At 63.2% G+C, this 24,615-nt stretch carries 15 protein-coding genes; 11 read left to right on the top strand and 4 right to left on the bottom strand.

Annotated features, from left to right (window positions below):
• Positions 1-36: 36 nt before the first annotated feature.
• Complete coding sequence (locus tag ACQ651_RS05090; protein WP_430448618.1) at positions 37-3,030, bottom strand: TrlF family AAA-like ATPase; 2,994 nt, start codon at positions 3,028-3,030, stop codon at positions 37-39.
• A gap of 3 nt (positions 3,031-3,033) precedes the next feature.
• Entirely contained in the window at positions 3,034-4,290 is a 1,257-nt protein-coding gene (locus tag ACQ651_RS05085; RefSeq protein WP_430448617.1) for an ATP-binding protein, read from the bottom strand.
• A 241-nt stretch (positions 4,291-4,531) separates the two neighbouring features.
• On the opposite strand from ACQ651_RS05085, the gene ACQ651_RS05080 reads away from it, so the two are divergent.
• The 4 genes from ACQ651_RS05080 to ACQ651_RS05065 are packed head-to-tail and all read left to right on the top strand — an operon-like array spanning position 4,532 to position 10,209.
• Positions 4,532-5,293: an ImuA family protein gene (locus ACQ651_RS05080; protein WP_430448616.1), complete on the top strand. Its 762-nt coding sequence runs from the start codon at positions 4,532-4,534 to the stop codon at positions 5,291-5,293.
• Complete coding sequence (locus ACQ651_RS05075; RefSeq protein WP_430448615.1) at positions 5,208-6,731, top strand: Y-family DNA polymerase; 1,524 nt, start codon at positions 5,208-5,210, stop codon at positions 6,729-6,731. Before ACQ651_RS05080 ends, ACQ651_RS05075 begins: the two co-directional genes overlap by 86 nt.
• A complete protein-coding gene (locus tag ACQ651_RS05070; protein ID WP_430448614.1) occupies positions 6,728-10,000 on the top strand; it encodes an error-prone DNA polymerase in 3,273 nt (1,090 codons plus the stop codon). Before ACQ651_RS05075 ends, ACQ651_RS05070 begins: the two co-directional genes overlap by 4 nt.
• Positions 10,001-10,005: 5 nt before the next feature.
• Entirely contained in the window at positions 10,006-10,209 is a 204-nt protein-coding gene (locus ACQ651_RS05065; RefSeq protein WP_430448613.1) for a hypothetical protein, read from the top strand.
• Between the two features lie 56 nt (positions 10,210-10,265).
• On the opposite strand, the gene ACQ651_RS05060 is transcribed toward ACQ651_RS05065, so the two are convergent.
• Both ACQ651_RS05060 and ACQ651_RS05055 read right to left on the bottom strand, forming a co-directional pair.
• Positions 10,266-11,207 carry a hypothetical protein gene (locus ACQ651_RS05060; RefSeq protein ID WP_430448612.1) on the bottom strand — a complete coding sequence of 314 codons (942 nt, stop codon included), beginning with the start codon at positions 11,205-11,207 and terminating at the stop codon, positions 10,266-10,268.
• Position 11,208: 1 nt separating this feature from the next.
• A complete protein-coding gene (locus ACQ651_RS05055) occupies positions 11,209-11,865 on the bottom strand; it encodes an SOS response-associated peptidase (RefSeq protein WP_430448611.1) in 657 nt (218 codons plus the stop codon).
• A 185-nt stretch (positions 11,866-12,050) separates the two neighbouring features.
• Between ACQ651_RS05055 and ACQ651_RS05050 the strand changes: the two genes are divergently transcribed.
• From ACQ651_RS05050 to ACQ651_RS05020, 7 genes are all read left to right on the top strand, one after another.
• A complete protein-coding gene (locus tag ACQ651_RS05050) occupies positions 12,051-12,683 on the top strand; it encodes a class I SAM-dependent methyltransferase (protein ID WP_430448610.1) in 633 nt (210 codons plus the stop codon).
• The gene (locus ACQ651_RS05045; protein WP_430448609.1) at positions 12,680-13,735 is read left to right on the top strand and encodes a sensor histidine kinase; all 1,056 of its coding nucleotides are present in this window, start codon (positions 12,680-12,682) and stop codon (positions 13,733-13,735) included. The genes ACQ651_RS05050 and ACQ651_RS05045 overlap by 4 nt, the downstream gene beginning before the upstream one ends.
• Positions 13,736-13,737: 2 nt before the next feature.
• Complete coding sequence (locus ACQ651_RS05040; protein WP_430448608.1) at positions 13,738-14,490, top strand: LytR/AlgR family response regulator transcription factor; 753 nt, start codon at positions 13,738-13,740, stop codon at positions 14,488-14,490.
• 1,110 nt (positions 14,491-15,600) lie between these two features.
• Positions 15,601-16,566 (top strand): ArdC family protein, encoded by a 966-nt coding sequence (locus tag ACQ651_RS05035; protein ID WP_430448607.1) that lies wholly within the window; start codon positions 15,601-15,603, stop codon positions 16,564-16,566.
• Between the two features lie 180 nt (positions 16,567-16,746).
• A complete protein-coding gene (locus tag ACQ651_RS05030) occupies positions 16,747-18,846 on the top strand; it encodes a ParB/RepB/Spo0J family partition protein (RefSeq protein WP_430448606.1) in 2,100 nt (699 codons plus the stop codon).
• Positions 18,847-19,110: 264 nt separating this feature from the next.
• Entirely contained in the window at positions 19,111-23,445 is a 4,335-nt protein-coding gene (locus ACQ651_RS05025) for a strawberry notch-like NTP hydrolase domain-containing protein (protein WP_430448605.1), read from the top strand.
• Entirely contained in the window at positions 23,445-24,527 is a 1,083-nt protein-coding gene (locus ACQ651_RS05020) for a DUF7146 domain-containing protein (RefSeq protein WP_430448604.1), read from the top strand. The genes ACQ651_RS05025 and ACQ651_RS05020 overlap by 1 nt, the downstream gene beginning before the upstream one ends.
• The last annotated feature ends 88 nt before the right edge of the window (positions 24,528-24,615 follow it).

Here is a 24,615-nt window from a genome sequence, read left to right as displayed (position 1 = left end):
CGGCAGATGTGTTCTTCCGTCCTTTGGCCGACGGCTTCATCGTTCCAACCTCACCCGCAAGCGTCGTGCCCGCTCGCGGAAAGCGGCCTCGCCTCCCTCCAAGATGTCACAAACTGATTTGCGGATCTCCGCGCTCTCCAACCCCCCCGACAAATAAGTTATCGGCGGAAGGCCGCCCGAAGGGTGTGGACCGGCAGACGCTACGATGATCTGGTCCGCATCTGTGTTGATGACGAGATTGGCATTGTGGGTGACCATAATGACCTGGCGCTTTGCCTTAGCTGCAATGAATAGTGCCACCAACTCATCGAACACAGATTTGGGATCGAGATTTTCCTCCGGCTGGTCGATGATCAGCGGACGATCGTCTGAATCATCGAGTGCGAGATAGAGCAGCAGCAGCACGATACCGCGCGTGCCCGGCGACAGCTTGCGAATGTCGACACCGTCATAGGCGATCTCGTAGCGAACCGTGATGTGCTCGGTGCCGAAAAGCCAGTGGGCAAGTTGCTTCGACCAGGCTCGATACTCGGCTTGCTGCGTCGGCGCATACGGCGCGTGCGACAGCAAGTCCTTCAAGTATTTCGCCATGAATGCTGTCATAGCTGCCTGCACCTCGGCTGCGGAACCGGTTTCCCAAGCCGGCTTTAGTGCTTCAGTGGCAGCCGCGATCAGCGAACCTCGACCGTAGAACGGCCCGGCCTTACGGCGGTCGAGAAGCTCTTCCTCCGCGATCGTTCCCCAAGCTTGAACGTCGGCAATCCTGCGAACCGAGAAGCTGAGCTTCCTCAGCGTGCCCGATGATTCCGCCAGCCGCGCCATCAGAGGGGCGTAGAGCCCTGCAAGCGCGTCCTGTTCATTGATGATCGCGTCGAACACCCGACCGTAGGTGTCATCGCGTTCGGTCTGGAGCTCCTTGCGGCGTGCCACCGCACCTTGCGCATCGGTGAGTCTGGTCTCAAGCGTCTGAAGCGCTGAGTTCTCCTGTGCGATGCGGCCGGTCAGTGCAGTGTATTGTTCGCGCACCAGCTTGTCGGCGCTAAACAGCGCCTCAAGGCGTGTCATTTCAGCGACGATCGGAGCGAGCGGCAACGTCGAGAGATCGGCGGTGTCGGGAATCAGCGGCGTATTCGGATCGCCGGGTGGCGGTGGAACGCCGTTGAACTTGCGGACCTCGCCATCGGCCCACGCAATGTACGCCGGGAGGCTCTTGTCAACATCACCTTTGTAGATCAACAGGAACTCGTCCCACTGCTTGGCGTCAAGGCCGCTGTTGCCGTGGCGCGCTTGTGCCTGGCGGAGCATTTCAGGAGCCCCAGTGGCGCGCATGCTGCGAACTTCGTCCTGCAGGGCGATGAAGGTACGGCTTTGATTGCCGTACGCCTGGATCTTATTCCTAAGCTTCTGCGCCGCCTCACTGAGCTGGGTGTGCCTCGCGACCTGCGCTTCAGTGCCTTTGACCACAAGCTTCGCGCGGTCGGCCATATAGTCGGCGATCAGCTTTTTCTTCTGACCAACCTGCGTGGTCAGGCTGGCAACTAGGCTCTCCTTTTCGAACTCCGAGGCGATGCGATCAGAAATGTCTGCGATCGCTTCCGCCTCGCGTTCGCGCGCTTGCTGGAAGCGAGAGGTCCGCTGGTTGCGCAGCTCCGCGAAGTCGAGCGCCCATTCGCGATCGTCCTGCGAGTGGGATTCGAAAATCACGCGCTCGATCTCGTCGACGAGGCCGTCGGACACGCCCATGGACGAGCACAGCTCTTCTACGAATTGCTGGGAGAGATACCGAGCACGCGGGAACGACAAATGGTCATTGCCGTCGCTCCCATTGAGAGCGCGGGTGACCGCTGCGCCGCCGCCCCACGTCAAGGTCGTTGTCGCGCTGCCGATCAGTTTGCGCGCTCGTGCCAGAAAGGAGGGGCTTATGTTTTCATCGGCGTCCCAGCCCGCCGGCGTGATCGCATCGCACCCAGCAGCGATCACGTCGGCCAGCGCCGTTTTGCCCGATCCCCGGGCCCCGATGATCGCCACCAGCCCGGGATTGAGGGGAACGTCTGGAGTGATCGCCCAATCCGCATCGTCAATCCGGATGTGCGAGATCACCTGCGACGGCATCGCCGATCGTGGCGGCTGCTCGCCGACATAGGCGCGCCCGCCGGGATCGATGCACGCTTGGCGAAGCGCATCAAATTCGAGCCCACCCTTGATCCATGAGAAGCGATCGCCGAATGGCGATGCCACATCCTCCAGTTTGTGTGCATCGCTTCCATGCAGACAGGGTTTGAGGCCGCCATACTGGGTGCGGATTTCATCAGGACCAAGGCTCTTCTGCCCCAGCCAGAATTCACGTTGGGCGGAACTGCCAGCAAAAATCACATGAGCGAAACTCTCGATCTCGCGCCGGATTGTTTGATCGGCGGCCTCGCGCACACCCGATGTGCCATCCGTTGCACCGCCCGCGACAGCAATCAGGATGTTCTTTTTGGCCCATGCGCTTTCGGAGAACACCTCGCGAAGCTTCTGAAAATTGACCTTGTACTGGTTGACGCCATAGGCCAGCGCAGCCCGATCATCGGTGATGCTGGCATCCGCCTTCTTGCCAAGGCGGATGAGATCGGCGCGCGTACAATCGAAACGGTCCTGCATGACATTGAACTGCAGACGCGACAGAATACGCCGCAGCTCGTCGAGATGTTGAGGATCTTCCGGGCTGACGAACAGGTGGAGATTGACGAATCCCCCTCTCGCCGTAGCAACGTCAAGCCGGAGTTCGACGTTCGGAAAGACCAGCTTGGCGTTAGGAAGGCGACCCGCGGCCTTGTACCGCAATACCTCTTCGTATGTATCGGTCACATAATAGTCTGTGACCGCAATTGCCTCGATAACTGGCGTAGCTCGCTCGAGCGCGGTCAGATAGTCGTTCCATGCGCTCGGCCCGCTGAATTGATTGTTCATGACCGTACCTGGCGCGTGAATATGCGGTTCCCATCTCCGCCATTCTGACCCTCTGTTGATCGTTGTTTCCCCTTCCATCGACTATCTCGACCCACCCTTCTTTTTCATCAGCGGCTCCCCATTCCAAAGAGTCGATAGCGGTGCGGCCGCCAGTCTGTCACCGAACGGCACGACATCCGTGCTGTCGTAGAGAACCACACCGTATGCGAAGCGGTCACCGCACGCCTCGGCCAGCGTCCGCAATCCGCCGAAGTCGCCGGATTTGACAGTTGCACTGGCCTTGACCTCGATACCGACAATCATGCCGTCGTCGCGTTCCAGCACGATATCGACCTCTCGCATCTGTTGATCACGGAAATGATACGGCGTCAGGCGCAAATCGGACGCCGACATCAGCTTCATGATCTCTGAGAACACGAAGGTCTCCAGCACCGCACCGAACGCGCCTCGGTCGGCCTTCATTCGATCGAATGTCAGGCCGCGCGCCGTGGCCAGCAAGCCGGTATCGAGGAAATGCAGTTTCGGCGTCTTGGCGATGCGCTTCAGCGCGTTTGTATACCAAGGCTGCAAGGTGGCGACGAGAAACACCTGTTCGAGTAGCGCGACATAACGCTGGCCGGTCTTGTGGCTTACGCCAATGCTGCCGCCGAATTGCGAATAGTTGACCAGTTGGCTTGAATACTCCGAAAGAAGGCGCACGAATTTCGGCAGTTCGGTAAGCTTCTCGATCTCGGCGATGTCTTTCAGATCGCGCGTGAGAACCGAGGTGAGGTACGACCGCGCCCAATCCTGCCGCCGCCTTTCGCTCTCGCGGCGAATGGCTTCCGGAAAACCGCCGAGCAAGACCAGCCGGACCAGATCGTCGCCGACAATGGCGTTCCTACCTGCCTCTAGCGCACGGTCAAAAAGCCGATCGAGAAACGTTGGCGTGCAACCCTCGATTTCGGCACGGGCAAGCGGGAGCATCCGAATGGTTTCCATGCGGCCCGCGAGACTGTCCGCGACTTTGGGCAATGTCAGAACATTGGCCGAGCCTGTCAGCATAAAGCGGCCGGGTCGGTAGTCCTCGTCTACCGTTTTCTTGATCGCCAGCAGGAGATCGGGCGCGCGCTGGATCTCATCGACGATGGCGCGGTCAAAACCCCGGATGAAGCCGGCTGGATCGGAGCGCGCTGCATCGAGGACCGTTTGGTCATCCAGTGTGACATAGGTCCGCCCGTCCTCGCCCATTTTCTGGACGAGCGTGGTCTTGCCTGCGCGGCGGGGTCCGACGATGAGAACTACCGGCGTATCTGAAAGCGCTTCCTTGGCGCGATGCTCGACAAAGCGTTCGTACACGCGAATCCCACCCTTGGTAAATTGGAACTATGGACTATGATAATTGGAAGTCAACGATATGTTGATTGGAACCCGCCAGAAATACGTTTGGAACCGTAGGGCTGGCGGGCGTTGATTTTGGGCGAAACCTCGAAGCCCATTTTGCGCAAATGAGACCAGCCGACGGCCATCCAGCTTGACTCCGCGCATGAAAGAATAGAACAAATAGGGAACATGCTGTCGTTCATGAAACAGGAGAGCCATGTCCCAACCGCGGCCCCGGTCCGCGATCGAGTCTTTACGCGCGCAGATCGAGCGACTCGAAAGCAAGAGCAAGCGCGTCACATCGGTGCTCCCCTTCGGGATCGCCGAGGTCGATTCGCGTCTGCCGGGCGGCGGTCTCGCACTGGGCGCGCTCCATGAGGTCGCAGGCGGTGGCCACGGGACGGTCGATGGCGCGGCAGCGGCCCTGTTCGCCGCCGGGATCGCCGCGCGGACCAAGGGCAAGGTGCTGTGGTGCATCACCCGGCCGGATCTCTTCGCACCGGCGCTGGCACAGGCAGGCCTTCCCCCCGACCGCGTGATCTATGTCGAGGCGGGCGACGACAAGACCGTCCTGGCATGCGTCGAGGAAGGCTTGCGCCATGGCGGGCTTGGGGCGGTCGTCGGCGAAGTCGCGCGCCTGTCAATGACGGCCTCGCGCCGGTTGCAGCTGGCCGCCGAGACCTCCGGCACCGTCGGTTTCGCGCTCCGGCGCTGGCGGCGACAGAACGATGCGGTGGATTTCGGACAGCCGACCGCCGCCACCACGCGTTGGCGGGTGTCGGTTCTCCCTTCGGCCAAGTTGCCCGTGCCGGGTGTTGGACGTGCCCGCTGGCTCGTTGAGCTTATCCGCGCGCGGGCCGGGGAAAGCGCAGATTTTGAACTGGAGGCTTGCGATGACACGGGTTGTCTCGCTCTTCCTTCCGACCTGGTCCACCGACCGGTTCAGAAGGAAATCGGGCGACGCCGCGCCTCCGGTTGAGGCGCCGCTGATTATGGTTGGCCGAGAGGGAAGACGGCGGGTGGTGCAGGCGGCGGATGCTGCCGCCCAAGCCGCGGGGCTGCGCGTCGGGATGCCCGAGACCAAGGCGCGGGTCCTGGTCCCTGGCCTGATCATCGAGGAGGCCGATCCGACGGCCGACGCGGAAGCGCTCGACCGGCTCGCCGGATGGGTGCTCCGGCGCTACGCGCCGCTCGCCGCCGCCGATCCGCCCGATGGTCTCGTGATCGACACGACTGGCGCCGATCACCTCCACGGCGGCGAAACCGCGATGTTGGCCGAGATGATCGAGCGTCTCGCCGGGTCCGGTATCACCGCACGCGCCGCGGTCGCCGACACCTGGGGCGCGGCTCATGCTCTAGCGCGCTACGGCGGACAGGCCGCCTTCATCTCTCTTTCCGGGACCGCCTCGCAGGACATTGCGGACCTGCCGCTGACCGCACTTCGAATTCCCGCCGATATGGCGGCGAGCCTGCGTCTTCTCGGATTCGAGCGGATTGCCGATCTTCTCGACCAGCCGCGTGCGCCCCTGGCGCTGCGCTTCGGGCCGGAACTCGGCCGCCGCGTCGATCAGGCGCTGGGGACGGCGAGCGAACCCATCGACCCGATCCGCCCGCCTGATCTCATCGACGCGCGCCGCCGCTTTGCCGAGCCGATCTCGACCGCCGAAACCATCGCCCGCTATATCGGCAAGCTCGTTGATGCGCTCTGCACTTCGCTGGAGGCCAAGGGACTGGGGGCAAGGCGGCTCGATCTCATCTGTCACCGGGTCGACAATCATGCCCAGGCCGTGCGGGTCGGCACGGCTCTGCCGGTGCGCGACACTAGACGCCTGACGCGGCTGCTGTGCGACAAGATCGAGACCATCGATCCTGGCTTCGGCATCGAGATCATGACGCTCGCCGCCAGCATCGCCGAACCGCTGCCAGAGCGGCAAAGCGTGACCTCGCTTGTGGACGACACCGTTCCGGACGTCTCCGATCTGGTCGACACGCTCGCCAACCGGGTTGGCGAATTGCGGCTCTATCGCGCGTCTCCCGTTGCGAGCGATGTGCCTGAGCGGTCCGTGACCCGCATTCCGGCCATGGCCCCCGAGACAGGGGCGAGTTGGCCCGGCCACTGGCCGCGGCCGGCGCGCCTGCTCGCCCGGCCCGAGCCGATCGAGGCGATGGCCCTCCTGCCCGATCATCCGCCCGTCGCGTTCACGTGGCGCGGCATTCGCCGCCGCGTCGCCTGTGCGGACGGTCCCGAACGTGTCTTCGGGGAGTGGTGGAAACGCGATGCCGAGCTGGTCGCGGTGCGCGATTATTTCCAGGTCGAGGACGAGGCCGGCGAACGCTACTGGATCTACCGGGCCGGCGACGGCGAGGACGCTGCGACCGGCTCGCACCAATGGTTCCTGCACGGAGTGTTCGGATGAGCGCCCGCTACGCCGAATTGCAGGTCACATCGCATTTCAGTTTTCTGCGCGGGGCATCGTCAGCCGAAGAGCTGTTCGGTCAAGCGGCGACCGTCGGGATCGACGCGCTCGCCGTGGTCGACCGCAATTCACTGGCCGGGATCGTGCGTGCGCATGAAGCGGCCAAGGCCACCGGCGTCCGGCTCATCGTGGGCTGCCGCCTCGATCTCGCGGGCGACCTCTCCATCCTCGTCTATCCCACAGACCGGGCCGCCTATGCCCGGCTCTGCCGGGTGCTCTCGCTCGGCAAGGAGCGTGGCGGCAAAGCCAAATGCATGCTCGATTGGTCAGATCTCGTCGCCTATGGCGAGGGTCTGATCGTCGTCCTTCTGCCGGACGAAGCCGATGAATTGTGCGGATTGCGGTTGCGGCGATTGCGCGATGAGTTCGGTGATCGGGCCTATCTGGCGCTGACCCTGCGGCGCCGGCCCAACGACCAGCTCCGCCTCTGGCAGCTCTCCAATCTTGCCGCCGACATGGGCGTGCCGACCGTCGTCACCAATGACGTGCTGTTCCACGAACCCGGTCGGCGGCTCATGCAGGACGTCGTCACCTGCATCCGCCACAATGTCACGATCGACGAACTCGGCGACCGCCGTGAGCGCCATGCGGATCGCTATCTCAAACCACCGGAGGAGATGCACCGGCTCTTCGCCCGCTATCCGGAGGCGCTTGCGAATACGGTGAAGATCGCGAAGCGCTGCCGCTTCTCGCTCGACGAGCTCGCCTACCAATACCCCGAAGAGCGCCAATATCCCGATCTGACGCCGCAACAGGCGTTGGAAAAGCTGACATGGGAAGGTGCTGCGGAGCGCTATCCGGAAGGGCTGCCGGGGTCCGTGCGCCGCACGCTTCAGCACGAACTCAAGCTGATCGAGAAACTGGACTACGCGCCGTATTTTCTCACCGTCGATGCCATCGTGCGCTTTGCGCGGTCAAAGGACATCCTGTGCCAGGGGCGCGGGTCGGCGGCCAACTCCGCAGTCTGCTTCGTGCTCGGCATCACCTCAATCGATCCGGGCCGCAACGACCTCCTGTTCGAGCGGTTCGTCTCCGAAGAACGCCGTGAGCCGCCCGATATCGATGTCGACTTCGAACACGAGCGTCGCGAGATCGTCATTCAGTGGGTTTATGAGACCTATGGCCGGGACCACGCCGCCCTCTGCTCCACCGTCATCCGCTACCGCACCAAGGGTGCGCTGCGCGACGTCGGCAAAGCGCTCGGTCTGCCCGAAGACCTGACCAAGACCCTGTCGGGTCAGGTCTGGGGCTGGTCGGAGGAAGGCGTTCAGCCCGAGCATGTCGAAGGCCTCAACCTCAATATGGAGGATCGCCGGCTGCGGCTGACCCTCGATCTCGCGCGCCAGCTGATGGGCACGCCACGCCATCTCTCGCAGCATCCCGGCGGTTTCGTCCTGACCCAGGACCGGCTGGACGAATTGGTGCCGATCGAACCGGCAGCGATGGACGACCGGCAGGTCATCGAATGGGACAAGGACGATATCGATGCGCTGCATTTCATGAAGGTCGACGTGCTCGCGCTCGGCATGCTGACCTGCATGAAGCGCGGCTTCGATCTCCTGGCAGAGCACAAGGGGATCGAACTGGACCTCGCCACGATCCCGGCCGAGGATCCGCGCACCTATGCCATGATCCGCAAGGCCGACACGCTCGGCACCTTTCAGATCGAAAGCCGCGCGCAGATGTCGATGCTGCCGCGCCTGAAGCCGCGCACCTATTACGACCTTGTGGTGCAGGTCGCCATCGTCCGGCCCGGTCCGATCCAGGGCGACATGGTCCATCCCTATCTGCGCCGCCGCGAGGGGATCGAACCCGTTCACTATCCCAAGCCGGAACTCGAAAAGGTGCTCGGCAAGACACTCGGCGTGCCGCTCTTCCAGGAGCAGGCCATGCGCGTCGCCATCGAATGCGCCGGCTTTACCCCCGGCGAGGCCGACATGCTCCGCAAGTCCATGGCCACCTTCAAGTTCACCGGCGGAGTCTCGCATTTCCGCGACAAGCTGATCGCCGGGATGGTGGAGAACGGCTATGAGTCCGAATTCGCCGAGCGCACCTTCAAGCAGCTCGAAGGCTTCGGCAGCTACGGTTTTCCGGAAAGTCACGCCGCTTCCTTCGCGCTGATCGCCTATGCCAGTTCCTGGCTCAAATGCTGGCATCCCGACGTCTTCTGCGCCGCACTGCTCAACGCTCAGCCGATGGGCTTCTACGCGCCTGCGCAGATCGTGCGGGACGCGCGCGACCATGGCGTCGAGGTCCGTCCGGTCTGCGTTAATGCCTCCCGCTGGGACTGCACCTTGGAGCCCACCGACAATGAAAGCCGCTTCGCGGTCCGGCTCGGGCTGCGCATGGTGAAAGGACTGGCCAACGCCCATGCGGCCACGACCGTTGCCGTTCGGGCGGATGACCCCTTCGCGTCGATCGACGATCTCTGGCGCCGTGCCCGTGTGCCGACGGCCTCCTTGGTTCAACTGGCCGAAGCCGATGCGTTTGGACCGGCACTCGGACTCGCTCGGCGAGAGGCGCTTTGGGCGATCAAGGCGCTGCGCGATGAGCCCCTACCACTCTTTGCCGCCGCGACGGAACGTGAAGAGCGGACCGTGCCGGAAGTTTCCGAGCCGGCAATCGCGCTGCGCCCCATGACTGTCGGCAGCGAGGTGGTCGAGGATTATGGCCATGTCGGACTGTCGCTGCGCGCCCACCCGCTCGCATTCCTGCGCCAGGATCTGTGCCGCCGCCGCATGGTCACCTGCCGGGATGCGATGGAGGCCCCAAACGGCCGCTGGCTGGAAGCGGCGGGAATCGTCCTCGTCCGCCAGCGGCCCGGCAGTGCCAAGGGCGTCATGTTCATCACCCTTGAGGACGAGACGTCTGCTGCCAACCTCGTCGTCTGGCCAAAGGTTTTCGAAGCGAACCGGCGGACGGTATTGTCCGCGCGAATGATGGCGGTGCGCGGTCGTATCCAGCGCGAAGGCGACGTAGTCCATCTCGTCGCGCACCGGATCACCGACCTCTCGGCCGAGCTTGCCGCCGTCGGTAAGCGGGACGAACCGTTTCCGCTCCCTTACGGGCGTGGCGACGAGGCCCGCACCGGCGGCACGGCGGGACCGGATCGCAGGACATTGCCGCCCAAGCTGCCGCCACCGCGCGACATGTATGTGCGCGATCTGCATATCGACAGCATCAAAGTGAAAACCCGAGACTTCAGGTGAGACCCATGAACGACGACAAGAAACTACTTGAACCCTCGCGCCTGCCGCTCGAAACAGAAAGCCCGAGCGATGACGCACTGCGTAAGCGCATCGGCGACCCGCTCTACGCGGCGTTAATGGACGGTATGGAGCCAGAGGACGTGCTCGCAGCCCTGGACGCCGAGCGGGCGTATTTCCTGAGCCAGGTCAATTCGCCAAAATTCGAATAGCGGCGTCCCATAATGTCGCGGGGCAACAGGCCATCATCCCCTGAAACCTGAACGATTCATCCGCTGGGCCTTACTATACCCGTCAGCGGCCGAGCCAAGACCCCGCATTCATCGCCGGTTTCGCCTTCACGCTTGATCAGTTCCATCAAGTCTTCCGGCGAGCGTTCGCCAACACGGATAGCCTCTCCTGTCCAACCGCAGTCGCCACAGACGGGGCGTTCCCAAACGATTTCCGGCGCTTCGGTGTTCACGCCTTCTTCGGGAGCCAAGCCAAAGGAGCCGCAATCCGGGCATTGCTCCGGTACACCGCGAAGATGCCGAAGGATGACCGACACAGTCGTTTCGATAGCGTAAGCCGTTGCATCTCGCGCCGCCTCCGCGTCGTGCCAGGTCGCAGACTGTGAATGCGTGAGCCAGTTGGTGAACGTCCACGCGGATTCAAGAGCAACTTTTGACAGGCGCCGACGCTCGCGGAACTTCGAGCCCGGCATGATCGTGTTGCAGATGAGGTCCGACCACGCCCTGAAGTCTGAACGCTTGGGTCGGTCGTCGCCCCAGTCACCGACATCTTGCGCCGCATGTATGAATTCGAGGAGATTCTCGCGGCAACGCACTCCGATCGTCCTAAACGCGGCCGCATCATCAGCTTGTGCCAGCGCAGATCCCGTTTCCGATATCGCCGAAAAGAGAGAGCCGAATGGGTGAATTCTCGTCGCCTCGATCTGCTGGCGCTGGCCCCGCGGAATCCGCAGGCAAAGGCCCATGTGGAACGTCACCGCGAGATCCATGTTCGGAAACTGGTCTTGAGAGTATAAATTGGTCGGTTTCGTAATGACCCACCAACGACCATCGCTTGCGTGAACGTCCCAAACGTCATGTCGGTGACCGATCACCGACTCCGAATAAACCTTCTGCAAGAATTCAACCGACGCGTCAGGTGACTGGGACCGATAATAATCCGCGATCGCCACCTCTTCCTCTTCACTTGATGGCAGCATGTCAGCCCTCGTCTGTTTTTTCGCCGCGCGCGACCACGCTCAACACGCCGTCGGATAAAGGTCGTTGTAGCATCTGAGCTTCGTCCCACGCAGCGTCGAGCCAAGCCTCCCATTCGTTCTTCTCCGTGAGGATGACGGGCATCGCCTTCGGGTGAATCTCTCTGACTTCACGGTTGGCATCGGTCGTCAGAAAGCCGAACAGATCGCAGGTCACTTCTCCCTCGGCGACCTTCCGCGTCGACGTCCATGTCGTCCAAACCCCGGCGAAAAACGCGAGCGGACGATCTTCGCCGAGCGCAAACCAGACGGGTTCCGACTTGCCATCGGCCGACCGGCCCGGCTCGGAAAACGAAGTAAACGGGACGAGGCAACGCGAAGATGGCGACAGCCAGCGCCGCCAGTGCGGGCTTTTCGTATTGCGGATATTGGTGACGCCCCGGTCGGTCCTTTTGCCTTCGAGAGCGAATGCAGGCGACGGCATGCCCCAGCGCGCAAGCGCCAATTCACGGGTGTTGTTTGCGCCTGCGCGGACAATCGGTGCCAAATAATCCGGAAATACCCCCGGCATGGACGGAAGATTGCCCGTCTTGTCGTCCATCGCGTCAAACAAATCGCGGATAGCGGCTTGGCCCTTGGTAACTGAATAAAGATTGCACATGACCAGTTCCGTGAATTCTCTGTTCGGCGTCTCTACTGCATCGGGGAATCAAGTAAAACCGTGAGCAATGTGCGCGCACCACCCTTGCAATTCACCGATCCTACAAGGCCATTCCCCGATCCGATCTCGAAAACATCGCAGCATCTCAATATTCATTGGGCATGACACGATGAGAGAAAGCATAGATGACCTCACGTCAATCGTACATCACGGCCTATGACGATTTCAGCCCGTCGCTCTACGACAGGCTCCATGCGCGCTTCCTGCGCCTGTCCGGCGGCGAGGGCCAAAGCGCCGTCGAAGGCGCGATCACCGCGCTCCTGAAGCCCGGCCTGAGGGTTCTCGACGCTGGCAGCGGAACGGGCCGCCTGGCGCGTCGATTGCTGATCTCGGAACCGGACCTAGATGTCACGCTGCTGGATTTCAATCCGAGCCTGCTACAGGCCTCTCGCGGCCTGCCGGTCCGCCGCATCCATGGCGACATCACGAAAATTGCATTAGCGGACGGGCAGTTCGATCTAACCCTGGCGCTGTGGGCAATCGAGGCCAGCGGCGATCCGACACGAGCGGTGTGCGAACTCGCCCGTGTGACGAAGGATGGCGGGTACATCTGCCTGCTGTTTTGCTCGCAGCGGGAGAATGTCGACCTCATCGACCGCGCGGTTGAATGGAGCATAAAGCGGAAGCGCACAGGCCGGTTTCTGGAACCCGCATTCTTCACAAACGCGCTCAAAGCGTACGGCGCTGAGAGTGTTCGCACGCTGGGTTGCCGCGGACCGGTAACCGCCATCCTGGCCAGAATGGGGGTCCGAACATGACCGCTTCCGAAACGTCCGATCGCCAACCCCATCGTTTCTGGCACGATGGGAGGTTCGTCACGATCACGCTCGCGAGCCTTGCCTTCATGATTTACATGTTTGGATTTCGGTCCGCTTCTTTTCCCTGGATCGATGCCATTGGCGCAGCATTTGCACATGTCGCGCCCGGCGCGGTCGCGGGCATCACCGCATGGCGCCTTCAATCGTGGGTGCGACGCAAGAGTCCTCTTTGGCTGACGCATGGCTTTCTCGCGGTCGCTACCGGCCTGTTCTGGCTGGCGATGATGCTCGCCGTCACCTACGCGGCCAAGCCGGATATCGTGATGGAGATCGCTCAGAAAGCCGGTCTGGGGACATTTTTCTCAGGCATTATCCTTTATGCAGCCATCGCGTTCGTGTTCGCATTGACGCAAGCACGACAACGCGCCGCCGAAAGCGAAGCTGCTCGAGCAAGAGCCGAACTGGCAGCGGTCCGCGCCCGTGTCGAGCCACACTTTCTCTACAACACGCTGGAGACCATTTCCGGCTTGGTCAGGCAGGATCCGGCAGCGGCAGAGAACGCGATTGGCCGACTTGGCCGAATGCTGCGCCGCGTGCTCGATGCTCCGACTGACGAGAACGGCGACCCGCTGGTCCCGCTGCAAGAGGAATTGACCCTGGTGCGCGACTATCTCGCGATTGAGCAGCTTCGCCTCGGTGACCGGTTGACAGTCATCGACCGGATTGACGACGACACGCGCGACCTTGGGGTTCCCGCTCTGGGTTTGCAGGTGCTCGTCGAAAACGCGATCGTGCACGGGATTGCTGGAAAGTCGGAGGGCGGGACGATATCGCTGACCGCCGCGCGTCACGGCAATGAACTCGTCTTGATGGTGGCGGATGACGGTGTTGGCGCAGAGGAGTCGAGGGTTGCACGTGGCGGGCTCGGGATCGGACTTTTGCGCAAGCGGCTGGACACCCAATTTCCCGGCAAGGTTGCGTTCGACGTGGCTGCCTCGCCGGGCCATGGCGTCTCTGTAAGGCTTTCCTTCCCCGCAATCGAAGTCGAATGACAATGAGCGAAACCAGGATCACCTGCATAGTTGCGGACGACGAGCCTCATATTCGGACAAGGCTCGCGGAATTGGCAGCGCAGGCGGGCTTGCAGGTCTTAGGAAAGGCCGCCAATGGAACGGAGGCATTGGCGTTGATCAGGCACCTGGAACCTGCCATCGCTTTTCTCGACATCAGGATGCCCGGCCTCGACGGTCTGGAATTGGCCGAGCGGCTATCGGAGTTGCGTCAGCCACCGGTTGTCGTGTTCGTGACCGCCTATGGTGAGCATGCGCTCGCCGCTTTTGAACTCTCCGCCATCGACTATGTGGTGAAGCCGGTGGAAACACAGCGCTTCACGCGCGCCGTAGACCGCGCAAAAGCCATCGCACAGGCGTCAATGGCCGCGGATGCACTGGTCCGGCTGAAAGGCGCATTGGGGTCGGAACGCCCGCAGCGCATAACCTTGCGCAGTGGAGCTGAATTCATCTCGGTCCCGCCCACCGATATCATACGCTTTCAGGCATTGGACGACTATGTCGAAGCGCACCTGGCGACGTCATCGCATCTGCTCTCGGTGACAATGGCCGCGCTCGAAACCGTTTTGTCACCGCCGTTCATCCGTACTCACAGGTCCCACATCGTCAATGCCGATTACATCCGGGCCTGTTCGGTGACGGGTGGGCGGACGACCCTTGAAATGTCCGATGGACAGCCGGTGCCGGTGTCCAGATCGCGAAAGACTGCCGTCCTGCATGTCCTCGACGGCCAGTGATCAAGCGCTGTTGAGCATACGAACCTGTGACCCAGACGCCTGCAGCACTTCCGGATAGCAATTGAGCCAGAAAATACCAGGCATGGACGGAAGATTGCCCGTCTCCTCCTCCATCGTGTCCAAAAGATTGCGGATAGCGGCCTGGCACTTGGTCATGGGGTAGAGAACGCGCATAGAAAGTTACGCTTGTTCGTGTTTCCGAGTTTACGGATTTACGTAACCCATAGAGAGCTGATCCAACAGGCGTGACGGTTTCAGGGGTCGAAGCCCATTCGGCAAATATTCATGTTGCTCTTGTATGGTACGAACATGAAGTTCGTCGCTTCCCTGTGCCATCCAATAAATCCGGGCGAACGGCATCGGCGACACCTCGCGCTGATGGCCGTACTACTCGGATCGATGCCAATCATTGCCACCGCTCCGGTCCGCGCTCAATCTGCCTCGACCCAGGCTGCGAACGGGCAAACACCCGCCGTCGTCGCGATCGACGGTCAGATGACAGCGCAGGATGGTGAAGGCACACCATCCGTGGAAACAGACCACCTGTTACAGGATGAAACGTGGCGACGGCGTCATTGTGTGCGGGTGTCCCAGGACAGTGAGGGGCGGCGGCTATTCCGCTGCCGCGGAAGATTTTACTGGCGCGACATGCGCACCCGGGTTCAGCGGTGTGTCGACGAAGAAGTTGACCGCCTGGGTGGCTCTCCGAGCCGGCTTGCCTGGCGCACGATCGATCTCAAATGCCGCGAAATCGGGGGACCATCCGTCATACCGCCGGGCGAAGGCTAGCGCGTTTCGCCCGCGCTGAGAGACGAAGACTGCGCCACCTGCCTCCAAACCGTCATTCCCCATGCTTCGAAGTGCGTCCCTTGGTGCCATTACAGATCAAGGATGCGTGTGTCCGGATTTCCGCCTTCGCGGACGTACAGCAATGTTGATCCGGGAGGGGAAGGCCTTCCCCTGCGGCCGAGCCTGTAGTCTCGGCCAACCCCTTCTGCGGGGGCTTCCCCCGCAACGCCCCCTTTTGAGAGTGAGAGTGCGGACGGGTTTGCCGTGACGGGATGAGGACCGAAGGAGAGGCCTCCGGCGCCCGTCGCGGAGTATCCCGCCATGCCCCGACGCCGATCCCGGTCCCGTACGGACCGCACGAACCTCTATGACGACATCACCACCAAGATCATCGCCGAGCTGGAAGCTGGCCGCCTGCCCTGGGTCCAACCCTGGGGGATGGCGGTGGCGAAAGCGCCGCTCGCCATGCCCGGCAACGCCGCCACCGGCCGCATTTATTCGGGCATCAATATCCTCCTGCTCTGGGGCGCAGTGATCGAGCGCGGTTATTCCGGCCAAAGTTGGCTGACCTTCCGCCAGGCGCTCTCGCTTGGCGGCCATGTCCGCAAGGGCGAGCGCGGCACCACCGTCGTCTATGCCGACCGCTTCGTGCCGGAAGACGAGAAGCGACGCGCCCGCGAGACCGGCGAAGACGCCCAGGCGATCCCGTTCCTCAAGCGCTTCACCGTGTTCAACACCGACCAGTGCGAGGATCTGCCCGAGGAGGTCGCGACAGCCGCACCGCCGGTCCCATCGGGCCTGATCGAACCGCGCGTCGAAGCGTTGATCGACGCGACCGGTATCGACATGCGCATCGGCGGCAATCGCGCCTATTACGATCCCGTGCATGACTATGTGCAGGTGCCGCCGCCGCAGGCCTATTCCGAGCCGATCAATTGGCACCGCACGGCGCTGCACGAGCTTGGTCATGCGAGCGGTCATCGAAGCCGTCTCGATCGCGACCTGACCGGCTCGTTCGGTTCGAAAAAATACGCCTTCGAAGAACTCGTCGCCGAAATGAACGCCGCCTTCTGCTGCGCCTCGCTCGGCATCGTGCCCACCGTGCGGCATGCCGACTATATCGGTTCCTGGCTGGAGGTCCTGCGCGAGAACAATCGCGCCATCGTCCGGGCCGCATCCAAGGCCAGCAAGGCAGCCGACTATCTGCTCGGCTTCCTGCCGGAACACGAAGCAGTGACGGCTGAAGAGGAGCGACACATGCCGCAGGCCGCTTACGCGGAAGCGTAATGCCGGATTTGCGCCTGTCCGGTTCCGCGGCCGAGGTGCCTGAGAGGGAGAGAAGGGAGGGGGTTTTCGTGACGGGTTGGAGGCCGAGAGAGAGGCTCCCGTTTCTCCGTGGAAAAGCCCCACCCGGGGCTTTTCCTGCCAAACCGGCACCCGTCGTCACCCCATCACGGAGAAACCATCATGGCCACCAAGAAACTCATCCTGCCGTCCTCGCGCGACATCCCCTTCAACAAGCTGGTGCTCAGCCAGTCCAACGTCCGCCGCATCAAGAGCGGCCTCTCGATCGACGAGCTCGCCGAGGACATCGCGCGGCGCGGCCTCCTCCAGGGCCTCAATGTCCGCCCCGTGGTCGATGAGGGCGGAAAGGAGACCGGCATGTTCGAGGTGCCCGCCGGCGGCCGCCGTTTCCGGGCCCTCGAAGCGCTGGTCAAGGCGAAGCGTCTCAACAAGACGGCCCCGGTGCCCTGCATCGTGCGCGATGCGGACAGCGACATCCTCGCCGAGGACGACTCGCTCGCCGAGAATACCCAGCGCGCCGCGCTCCATCCGCTCGACCAGTTCCGAGCTTTCCAGACTCTGCGCGAAAAGGGTCAGAGCGAGGAGGAGATCGCCGCGGCTTTTTTCGTGTCGGTCAATATCGTCAAGCAGCGGCTGCGGCTCGCGGCCGTCTCGCCGAAGCTGCTCGACCTCTATGAGCAGGACGAGATCACGCTCGATCAGGTGATGGCCTTCACCATCAATCCTGACCATGACCGCCAGGAACAAGTCTGGCAGGCTCTCGAATCGTCCTGGTCGAAGGAGCCCTATCAGATCCGCCGCATGCTCACCGAGACCACGGTGCGCGCGTCTGACAAGCGTGCCGTCTTCGTCGGCCTCGACGCCTATGAAGAGGCTGGTGGGACGATCCTGCGCGATCTCTTCCAGTCCGATGATGGCGGATGGTTGCAGGATGCCGCGCTGCTCGACCGACTGGTTGCCGAGAAGCTCAAGACCGCGGCCGAGGAGATCGCGGAGGAAGGCTGGAAATGGGTCAGGCTCGACGTCACCATGCCCTATGATGCCGCCTACGGCCTGCGCCGGATAGACGGCGAACCGGTCGATCTGACGAAGGATGAACAGGCGCAGATCGACAGCCTCGAAACCGAATATGCCAAGCTCGAGGCGGACTACGCCGAAGCCGAGGAACTACCCGAAGAGGTCGACGAACGGCTTGGCGAGATCGAAACGGCCCTCGAAGCCTTCGCGGCGCGGCCGGTCATCTATGACGCGCAAGAAATCGCGCGCGCCGGGGTGTTCGTCAGCATTGCCGGGAATGGCGCACTCGTCGTCGAGCGGGGTTACGTGCGGCCCGAAGACGAAGTGACGGATGAACCTGACGGCGATGATGCGGGCAACGCTGCCGGCACCGATACGGCGCACCGTGGCACGACCATCTCGGTCGGCGGCGAGACTCCCGAGGACGAGGAAGACGATGGCATCAAACCGCTTCCGGATCGTCTGGTCTCGGAGTTGACAGCCCACCGGACACTGGCGCTTCGCGACGCCGTGGCGGAGAACCCACATGTCGCCATGACCGCCTTGCTGCACAAGCTGGTCGGCGATGCCTTCGGCACCTATGCCGCATCCGCAGGCTGCCTCGAAGCCTCGGTCCGCCATGTGCACTTCTCCGCCCAGGCCGAGGATCTGGCGGATAGCAGTTCGTCCAAGGCGATCGAAGCCCGGCATGAAGCCTGGCAGGCCGATATCCCGGCAGACGATCAGGCGCGGTGGGACTGGATCGACGCGCTGGACCATGCCAGCCGGTCGGCCCTGCTCGCACATTGCGTCTCCTTCGGGATCAACGCGCTGCACGAGAAGGTCGACCGCTATGGCGCCGGCTTGTCACAGGCCGGTCTCGAACGCCGTCTTGGCCAGGCCAACCGAATCGCCGGGGCCGTCAAACTCGACATGATCGACGCGGGCTGGAAACCGACCGTCGACAATTATCTCGGCCGCGTCACCAAGGCACGCATCGTCGAAGCGGTGCGCGAGGGTGTTGGCGAGCAGACTGCCCAACTGATCGATCATCTGAAGAAGGGCGATATGGCCAAGGAGGCCGAACGGCTCCTGGCCGACAGCGACTGGTTGCCCGAACCGCTGCGATCCGGTGAGATCGACGACCCTGCCGCCGAGGCAGATAACGATGAGGGCGAAGCGCTGCCGGAATTCCTGGCCGATGACGAGGATGCTAGCGCCGAAGATGGCGAGGCCGAGCCGGAGGCGATGGTTGCGGCCGAATAGACCGCCATCGGGGCGGCTTCGGCCGCCCCGGCCAATTGCATTCAGATCCCCCAAAGCCCGGCCATCGCGCTGGGTTTTCTCATGTCCGGAGGCCGATATGGCCGACGGCAATCCCTACCATGCGTATCTGCCGCCGGACCCGTCCAGTGAGGCTTCGGACGGGACATGAGAGGGAGAGGAAGGCCGGGACGGGTTTGAGCCGGTGCGGGGAAGAGAGCGAGCCCGCCGGTTCGATCCGTTCCCGCTCTCGCGAAAGGCCCTCCCATGTCTCTCACATCTCCCGTTGCGGCGACCACCGCATCCCGTCCAGCTCCGTCCGCGCCCAATCCTGCCGCTGAAAGCGTCGAGGCGGCCAGACTTCTCCTCCCTCATCTCGAACGCGGGTCGCGTGTCGACGCTGCCATGCTGCGATCCGCCATGGAAACCGCCTTCGGCGCGTCGGATGCCACCGGCGCCTGGGACTGGAAGACGGCCTATGACGCCTGCGAGGCCGCGACCGTTCTCTTCTTGCGCAAATACGCAAAGGCGCTGAAGCGCAAAGCCGCATCTCCGGCCCACCTGCTCGCTTTGCTCGACAGGATTGCGGGCCTCCTTCCCGCCCATACGCGCCGGTCCGAAGAGAGCCAGACCCTGCAGCAATTCTCGACGCCGATCGGTCTCGGCTTTGCGGCCAGCACCGCCGCCGCGATCACGCGGGACGATCTGGTACTGGAACCTTCGGCGGGCACCGGCCTGCTTGCCATCCTCGCCGAGTTTTCCGGTGGCAAACTGGTTCTGAACGAACTGGGTGAGACACGCGCCGCACTGCTCGCCGACCTCTTTCCGAAAGTTCTCATCACCCGCTTCGACGCGGCGCAGACCGACGATCATCTCGACCCGGCGATCCGTCCTTCCGTCATCCTGATGAACCCGCCCTTTTCGGCGGCCGCGCATGTGTCGGGCCGCATGGCCGACACGACTTTCCGCCATATCGCTTCGGCGCTGGCGCGCCTTGCCGATGGCGGCCGTCTCGTGGCGATCACCGGCGCGGGTTTCGCACCCGATACCCCGAAATGGCGCGACGCCTTCGTCTCGTTGCAGGAGCGCGGGCGGGTGGTGTTCACCGCCGCGATCAAAGGCGCGGTCTATGCGCGCCACGGCACTACCATCGACACCCGCCTGACCGTGATCGACAAATCTCCCGCCGACGATCCCGCCGCTTTTCCCAAATCACCCGGTCTGGCACCCGATGCGACGACGCTTCTGCAATGGGTGACCGAGCACGTCCCGCCACGCCTCTCGGCGACCCCATCCTCCGCAACGGTCTCCCCGCCACTCTCGACGCCGGTTGTGCCGGCTCGCGTCGCCCGTCGGGCGGTCCTGGCTTCGGCGCTCATGACGCCCGAAGGCGACGCGCTCGCTTATGACACCGTCGACTGGGCGCCCGCCGATGACGGACAGATTACCGAGGCGCTCTATGAGACCTACGGATTGCAGTCGATCCGCATATCCGGATCTCAGGCGCATCCGACCAAGCTCGTCCAATCCTCGGCCATGGCCTCGGTCGCGCCGCCGAAGCCGAGCTACCGGCCACATCTGCCCGCGCGCATCGTCGCTGACGGCATATTGTCCGACGCGCAGCTCGAATCGGTCATCTATGCCGGCGAAGCTCATGGCGATCACCTCGCCGGGTCCTGGACGGTGGACGAGACCTACGACCTCGTGGCGGCCGCGCCCGACGATGCGGCAGACGTGGTCCGCTTCCGCCGCGGCTGGTTCCTCGGCGACGGCACGGGTGCTGGCAAGGGCCGACAGGTCGCCGGCATCCTGCTCGACAATTGGCTCAAGGGCCGCCGCCGCGCGGTCTGGATCTCCAAATCCGACAAGTTGATCGAGGACGCGCAGCGCGACTGGTCGGCGCTCGGCATGGAGCGATTGCTGGTGACACCTCTGTCGCGCTTTCGCCAGGGGACCAGCATCTGCCTGAACGAAGGCATCCTGTTTACCACCTATTCCACGCTACGCTCCGACGCACGCGAGGAAAGGTTTTCCCGCGTCCAGCAGATCGTCGACTGGTTGGGCTCCGACTTCGATGGAGTGATCATATTCGACGAAAGCCATGCCATGCAGAATGCCGCCGGAGGGACCACCGAACGCGGTGACCAGGCCGCTTCGCAGCAAGGCCGTGCCGGGCTGCGGCTCCAACATGCTCTGCCCGATGCACGCGTGGTCTATGTCTCGGCGACCGGCGCCACCACGGTGCACAATCTCGCCTATGCCCAGCGGCTCGGCCTGTGGGGCGGCGAAGACTTCCCCTTTGCCACCCGCGCCGAATTCGTCGAGGCAATCGAGGCCGGAGGCGTCGCGGCGATGGAAGTGCTGGCGCGCGACCTAAAGGCGCTGGGTCTCTACGCGGCGCGCTCGCTCTCCTATGACGGCGTCGAATACGAACTGCTCGAACATGCGCTGACCCCCGAACAGACGCGCATCTACGACGCCTATGCCGGGGCGTTCGCAATCATTCACAACAATCTCGATGCGGCGATGCGGGCCGCTAACATCACCGGTTCTACGGGGACGCTCAACGCGCAGGCCAAGGCTGCCGCCCGCTCCGCTTTCGAGGGGGCCAAGCAGCGCTTCTTCTCGCATCTGATCACCGGCATGAAGACGCCGTCGCTGATCCGGTCGATCGAAGGCGATCTCGAAGCCGGCTATGCCGCCGTCATCCAGATCGTCTCGACCGGCGAAGCGCTGATGGAACGGCGGTTGGCGGAAATCCCGACCGAGGAATGGGGCGACGTACAGGTCGACATCACGCCGCGCGAGTACGTTCTCGACTATCTCGCCCACTCCTTTCCGGTCCAGCTCTACGAGCCCTATACCGACAATGAGGGCAATCTCTCCTCGCGTCCCGTCACCCGCGACGGGCAGCCCGTCGAAAGCCGCGAGGCCGTCGCCCGGCGCGACCGGCTGATCGAGCAGCTCGCCTCGCTGCCACCAATGCACGGCGCGCTCGACCAGATCGTGCAGCATTTTGGCACCGACACCGTGGCCGAGGTCACGGGCCGGTCGCGGCGGATTGTGCGTAAGTCGAGCGGCAACGGCATCAACCGGCTCGCCGTCGAGACCCGCGCCGCCTCGGCCAACCTCGCCGAAGCACAAGCCTTTATGGACGACGACAAGCGGGTGCTGGTGTTCAGCGACGCCGGTGGGACGGGCCGCTCCTATCACGCCGATCTCGGCGCAAGGAACCGGCGGCTGCGCGTCCATTATCTGCTCGAAGCGGGCTGGAAAGCGGACACCGCGATCCAAGGCCTGGGACGGACCAACCGGACCAATCAGCAGCAACCGCCACTTTTCCGGCCGATCGCCACCGATGTGAAGGCGGAAAAGCGCTTCCTGTCGACAATCGCAAGGCGGCTCGACACGCTCGGCGCGATCACGAAGGGCCAGCGCCAGACAGGCGGCCAAGGTCTGTTCCGCGCCGAAGACAATCTCGAAGGTCACTACGCGCGCGACGCGCTGCGCCAGCTCTATCTTCTCCTGGTCGCCGGCAAAATCGAGGGTTGTTCGCTCGAAACCTTCGAGGCGTCGACCGGGCTGTCATTGATGGATGCCAACGGCATCAAGGACGACCTGCCGCCGATTACCACCTTCCTCAACCGGCTGCTCGCGCTCACCATCGACATGCAGAACGTCCTCTTCGCGGCCTTTGAGGAATTGTTGACAGCCCGAATCGAGGGCGCGATCGCGGCCGGGGTCTACGACATCGGCCTTGAGACACTCACAGCCGAGAGCTTCCGCGTCACCGACCGGCAGGTCATTCACGCCCATCCCGGCACATCTGCCGAAACCGCGCTGCTGACGATCGCGCGGCGCGAGCGCAACCGCCCGGTGACTCTAGAAGCGGCGCTCGATCTCCTCGCCGATCCGCGCGCTGTCTTGCTCGTCAACACCCGTTCGCACCGCGCCGCCGTGCAGGTGCCGACGACGAGCCTCATGCGTGACGACGGCAGTGTCGAGCGCCGAGTGCGGCTAATCCGGCCTATGGAGCATCTGGCGGTCGCGCGGGCCGACATGCCGCAAACCCATTGGGAAGAGGCCGACCGGGACCGCTTCGCTCAGGCATGGCGGACCGAACTGGCGGATGTGCCGGAGTTCACCGACAGCACGATCCATATCGTCGCCGGTCTGTTGCTGCCGATCTGGAAGCGCCTGCCGACCGATTCGACGCGGGTCTACCGGCTCCAGACCGATGACGGCGAGCGGATCATCGGCCGCCGCGTGTCGGCGGCCTGGGCGGCAACGGTCTCGGTGACGGGTCCTGCGAGCCCTACGGCCGAGGAGGCGTTCACCGCGCTGTGCGAAGGCCGGACGATCCTCGAACTGACCGAAGGCCTGCAGCTGCTGCGTGTGCGTGTCATGGGCGCCAATCGCATCGAGCTATCCGGCTTCACTGATGCGATGCGCGAGCGCCTGAAAGCCGATGGGCTGTTCGCCGAAATAATCTCCTGGAAGCTGCGCCTGTTCGTACCGACCGACGATCATGGTCCCGCGATCCTGGCAAAGCTGCTCGAACGCTATCCGGTCGAGCGCATCGCCGAGCGGGAGGCAGTGTGATGGCCCGCGACGCAGCAGAGCTGGCCCGCCGCCTCGCGCGCAACTCCGAGGCGGTCTGCCGGCATTATCTTCCGAACGGTCGCCGTGAAGGCCGCTACTGGATGATCGGCGATGTCAGAAATACGCTTGGCCGTTCGATGTTCGTCCGCTTGGAAGGATCGGACAGCGGCAAGGGTGCGGCAGGCAAGTGGACCGATGCGGCCACCGGCGAACATGGCGACTTGCTCGACATCATTCGCGAGAGTTGCAGGCTGGTTGATTTCAAGGACGTTGCCGAAGAAGCGTGGCGGTTTCTCAGTCTGCCGCAGCCGGAACCGAGCATCGATCCAAAACGGCGACACGCACCGGCCCCCACCGGATCGCCGGAAGCCGCGCGGCGGCTGTTTGCCATGGCGCAGCCGATTGCGGGGACGCTCGCAGAAACGTATCTGCGCAATCGCGGCATTACGGAATTGCACGAAACCGCAAACTTGCGATTTCACCCGCGCTGCTACTATCGACCCGACTGCTATTCCGAAACTGAGACATGGCCTGCACTTATTGCTGCCGTCACCAATCTCGAAGGTACGATCACCGGCGCGCATCGCACCTGGCTTGATCCGAATGGCTTCTCCGAGGCGATACTCGGCAAGGCGCCGATCGACACCCCACGTCGCGCCATGGGCCATCTGCTCGGCCATGCCGTCCGGTTCGGCATTCCGAAAGATGTGATGGCAGCGGGCGAAGGCATCGAGACCATGCTGTCGCTGACGATCGTCCTGCCCAGAATGCCGATGGTCGCTGCGCTTTCCGCAGCTCATCTGGCCGCCATCCTGTTTCCGGCATCCTTGCGCCGACTATACATCGCCCGCGACAACGATCCGGCTGGAGATGGGGCGTTGGAGACGCTGATCGACCGGGCAACCGAGTCTGGCATCGAGGCGATTCCGCTGATCCCTTGCCTCGGGGACTTCAACGAGGATGTTCGGCAGTTCGGCGCCGATGCTGTCCGGGACGGCGTTCGCACTCAAATCGCACCGGACGATGTCGCCCGTTTCATGGGCGTCGCAGGGATCGCCGGGAGGGAGGCGGAGCGGGTCTGACCGATCGTGTCGGGACCGGTCATGGGAAGAGAGCACCCTCATCGGAAAGGACCGCGACCTCGGCCTTCTTCGAGAGGGCGACAGAACG

It is taken from the genome of Rhodophyticola sp. (assembly GCF_965284195.1).
In the GTDB taxonomy this organism is placed as follows: Bacteria; Pseudomonadota; Alphaproteobacteria; order Rhodobacterales; family Rhodobacteraceae; genus Rhodophyticola.
The sequence above is the reverse complement of the archived record's forward strand: the minus strand, read 5'-3'. Positions and strand labels throughout refer to the sequence as shown.

Excerpts from the sequence above, each read along its gene's own strand:
- ACQ651_RS05040 (WP_430448608.1), top strand. The coding sequence starts at position 13,738 with ATGAGCGAAACCAGGATCACCTGCATAGTTGCGGACGACGAGCCTCAT.
- ACQ651_RS05070 (WP_430448614.1), top strand. The coding sequence starts at position 6,728 with ATGAGCGCCCGCTACGCCGAATTGCAGGTCACATCGCATTTCAGTTTT.
- ACQ651_RS05025 (WP_430448605.1), top strand. The coding sequence starts at position 19,111 with ATGTCTCTCACATCTCCCGTTGCGGCGACCACCGCATCCCGTCCAGCT.
- ACQ651_RS05050 (WP_430448610.1), top strand. The coding sequence starts at position 12,051 with ATGACCTCACGTCAATCGTACATCACGGCCTATGACGATTTCAGCCCG.
- ACQ651_RS05055 (WP_430448611.1), bottom strand. The coding sequence starts at position 11,865 with ATGTGCAATCTTTATTCAGTTACCAAGGGCCAAGCCGCTATCCGCGAT.
- ACQ651_RS05020 (WP_430448604.1), top strand. The coding sequence starts at position 23,445 with ATGGCCCGCGACGCAGCAGAGCTGGCCCGCCGCCTCGCGCGCAACTCC.
- ACQ651_RS05030 (WP_430448606.1), top strand. The coding sequence starts at position 16,747 with ATGGCCACCAAGAAACTCATCCTGCCGTCCTCGCGCGACATCCCCTTC.
- ACQ651_RS05075 (WP_430448615.1), top strand. The coding sequence starts at position 5,208 with ATGACACGGGTTGTCTCGCTCTTCCTTCCGACCTGGTCCACCGACCGG.
- ACQ651_RS05090 (WP_430448618.1), bottom strand. The coding sequence starts at position 3,030 with ATGGAAGGGGAAACAACGATCAACAGAGGGTCAGAATGGCGGAGATGG.
- ACQ651_RS05065 (WP_430448613.1), top strand. The coding sequence starts at position 10,006 with ATGAACGACGACAAGAAACTACTTGAACCCTCGCGCCTGCCGCTCGAA.
- ACQ651_RS05035 (WP_430448607.1), top strand. The coding sequence starts at position 15,601 with ATGCCCCGACGCCGATCCCGGTCCCGTACGGACCGCACGAACCTCTAT.
- ACQ651_RS05045 (WP_430448609.1), top strand. The coding sequence starts at position 12,680 with ATGACCGCTTCCGAAACGTCCGATCGCCAACCCCATCGTTTCTGGCAC.
- ACQ651_RS05080 (WP_430448616.1), top strand. The coding sequence starts at position 4,532 with ATGTCCCAACCGCGGCCCCGGTCCGCGATCGAGTCTTTACGCGCGCAG.
- ACQ651_RS05060 (WP_430448612.1), bottom strand. The coding sequence starts at position 11,207 with ATGCTGCCATCAAGTGAAGAGGAAGAGGTGGCGATCGCGGATTATTAT.